Raw genomic sequence first — 2752 nt, forward strand, 5'->3', positions numbered from 1 at the left:
TTCCTCCACAGCCGATGCCCCTCCGCACCACCAAATAGTCCACAGCCCCCGACCCCCACAACCACCCCTGGACAGCGATCACGACAAGAGGCCCATGGCACGAGTGGCGATGAAGACCCACGCAATACCAGAACCGAACATAAGGGCTCTAACCCATTTCTGAGCCGCCTGGGAGAATCGAACTCCCGACCTTTTCATTACGAGTGAAGCGCTCTACCGACTGAGCTAAGGCGGCGTGCCTTGCGGCTGTGCGAGTCTATCGTCTCTGAGCCAGATCACGAAAACGACCAGGTTGTCGCGGTGCGATTAGCATGTCAGGCGGCTACGAGCCTGCGCCCATGCCGACCGTCTGTGCAACGGGGCGCAGCCGTGGCCGACCTGGCTACCAGGCTCCGGGAGGCCGGTGCACCCAGATTATCCAAGGTTCCTGGCCACCGATAGGTGGGCGAAATCCGCGTTACGATCGGCGGCGTCATCGTGCACTACTACTGCGATGCTGTGTGGATGCGCTGTCGTGCCAACCGATTTTCAGCGTGGGCGGGCTCACCGCGAATGCGCGAGGCCGTTGTCTTGGCCTTCGCTGCGACTGTTCCATAGTTCCGGCCTGAGCAACGCAGTACGGTCGATGGGCATGAGTCCGTCGTCGAGATCTCGTAACCTCTGGTAGATCTCCTTGAGCTCGCCTCGGTCCTCGATGTATCGGGCGGTCACTGCCTTTTCGAGAACGGTCGCGGTGTTGACCAGCGTGATCGATCCAACGCTTGCCGACTTACGGATCCGGTCGAGGCGTTTGAGCTCTTTGGTCGCAGCCCTCGCCCCTGCCCCATCATCGATCAGCACGGTGACGTGCGCCCCTGCCTCGGCGGCAACCACAGCGTGAGCCACCACCATCGTTTCGCCGAGGTCCTTTCCACCACGCAGGCGCTGTTCCATGGGCAGACCACAGATCCGTTGCACGGCCGCCGCGAGTTCGTCGGTCACGTCGTCGGACAGCCAGCGCAACCACCTGTCGGAAAGCTTGTTCACGACTATTTCCGAAGGCTTGAAGCGGGTCTGCTGCCTCGCCTTTCTCAAGATCTCGTCGCGTACACATTCCGGAGCGCTAATCGGGCCAAGAACGCGGATGAGCAAGCGCTCTTTGTTGATGGAGAAGAAACTCAGACCGGGCCCGGCGTCGATGATAGGCCGATCGGTCATAGGTTCTCACCAGGCGGTTCGGCCAGGTCTGCATCCAACTGGGCCAAGTCGACGCTCGGATCCGGCAGGTCGGAGGCGGCACCCCACAGCACTTCGTCCTTCACCGGCTCGATCCCCGCGCTCAACAGTTCTTCTTCGACCTGACCGCTGGAGATCCCCCGGATCCGCGCGATGGCCTGCGAGGACACCACACCCAATTCGTATCCGGCCACGGCACGCGCCAGAAGCTTCTGCGGAGCTCGGCGCGTGTTCGACTCCTCCGCCAGAGCCTGGTACTGATCCCGCCATCCGAAGCGCGCAGCGAGTTTCGGCGTCGACACGACATCGGTGCTCTGCCACTGAGACTTGATGTGCTCGTTGATATATCCGGCCTGACACAGCGCGATGGCAGCGATCGCCGGGGATACGAGGAACCGCTGCACCACCGCCGATAATTCCCGCTGGTCGACCGTAATGGCAGCCGGGTTTCCGAGGTAGTCGAGCAAGCCACGGTGTGGGATCAGCAGGTGACGCGCGAAGGCCGTTGCCCTGGTCTCTTCGGGCGACCATCGCCCGAAATCGTCTGAGTCTGGCTTTTTCCCGTCCTTGAACAGCACATGGCCCAGTTCATGAGCGAGGGTGCTTCGTTGACGCATCGGTCTGGTCGTGCGTGCGACGCCAATGAACACCATGTCACGGATGGGATCTCGCATCGTCAGGCCGTGTTCATCGGGCCCGACGTCGAGAATCGCCACATCGATTTGGGTGTTTTGGTCGATGACGGTGATGAGATCACCGATGGGCTGGACCCCGAGGCGATGTTCTTCGCGGAAGCGCTCAGCACATGTCCTGCCGTCGACTTCGGGGTTTATCGGCGTCACCGTGCTAACCCCTGACCGGGACGGCCAGATCATCGAGGTAGTCGTTGAGCTCGACAAAGTGCAGCATCTCTTCGCGCATACCAGCCATATTGGAGCCGTTTGTGGAGCGTGCAGCACACTGCACCCGCTCGGCCACGGTCGACACTCCGGTCAGTGCGCCGATGCTGCAGCCTGTGGCCTCGGCGATCGCGAGCAGTTCCGGGATCTTGGCGGTCCGCTTCCCTGCGAGGATGCGGCACAGCGTGCTCTGGGAGATTCCCGTGAGCTTTTCTAGTTCGCGCTGGGTCAGCTTGGCAGTGAGCACAGCAGAGTTGATCCGCTCGCTTGTCTCGGACATGGAGTTCACCACCTTGAATCAGATTCCCCTTATTTGATTCAAACTATACCCACGTGGTCTGACAACCAAGGTCCCCGGTGCCCTCCAGATAGCGCCTTCGAGCCGGGCCCAGGACGGCTCGAGCACCATGTGGTAGCCAATCCACGGCGGCGGACAGCGCGGGGAGAGCCCGCGGCGGGATTGCGAAACGGTTGGTGGGGCTGGTCAGGGGGTGCGGGCGGCGATTAGGCCGGCGACCATGGCGGCTACGGCGAAGCGGGGTTTGACGTTGGTGTCCAGGGCTTCGCGGCAGTGTAGGACTGCTTCGATGGAGCGTAGGAGGCCCTCGGGGCGGACTTCCTTGGATAGGGTGCGGGAC

3 protein-coding genes, 1 tRNA gene and 1 pseudogene are annotated in these 2752 nt (G+C 62.0%); all 5 read right to left on the reverse strand.

The window, feature by feature from the left end:
* Positions 1 to 162: 162 nt before the first annotated feature.
* A tRNA-Thr gene (locus JZ791_RS43855) sits at positions 163 to 235 on the reverse strand.
* Positions 236 to 543: 308 nt separating this feature from the next.
* Positions 544 to 1197: a PIN domain-containing protein gene (locus tag JZ791_RS43860; protein WP_216903861.1), complete on the reverse strand. Its 654-nt coding sequence runs from the start codon at positions 1195 to 1197 to the stop codon at positions 544 to 546.
* On the reverse strand, positions 1194 to 2057 hold the full coding sequence (locus JZ791_RS43865) for an ImmA/IrrE family metallo-endopeptidase (RefSeq protein ID WP_216903863.1): 864 nt from the start codon (positions 2055 to 2057) through the stop codon (positions 1194 to 1196). The genes JZ791_RS43860 and JZ791_RS43865 overlap by 4 nt, the downstream gene beginning before the upstream one ends.
* Positions 2058 to 2061: 4 nt before the next feature.
* A complete protein-coding gene (locus JZ791_RS43870; RefSeq protein ID WP_254207389.1) occupies positions 2062 to 2394 on the reverse strand; it encodes a helix-turn-helix domain-containing protein in 333 nt (110 codons plus the stop codon).
* 204 nt (positions 2395 to 2598) lie between these two features.
* Positions 2599 to 2752 (reverse strand): annotated as a pseudogene (locus tag JZ791_RS45855) (DNA polymerase III subunit delta'); the annotation flags it as partial.

This window comes from Nocardia alni, assembly GCF_019038435.1.
Lineage (GTDB): Bacteria > Actinomycetota > Actinomycetes > Mycobacteriales > Mycobacteriaceae > Nocardia > Nocardia alni.

Bases quoted from the DNA above. Each gene is read 5' to 3' on its own strand.
- JZ791_RS43860 (WP_216903861.1), bottom strand. From the start codon at position 1,197: ATGACCGATCGGCCTATCATCGACGCCGGGCCCGGTCTGAGTTTCTTC.
- JZ791_RS43870 (WP_254207389.1), bottom strand. From the start codon at position 2,394: ATGTCCGAGACAAGCGAGCGGATCAACTCTGCTGTGCTCACTGCCAAG.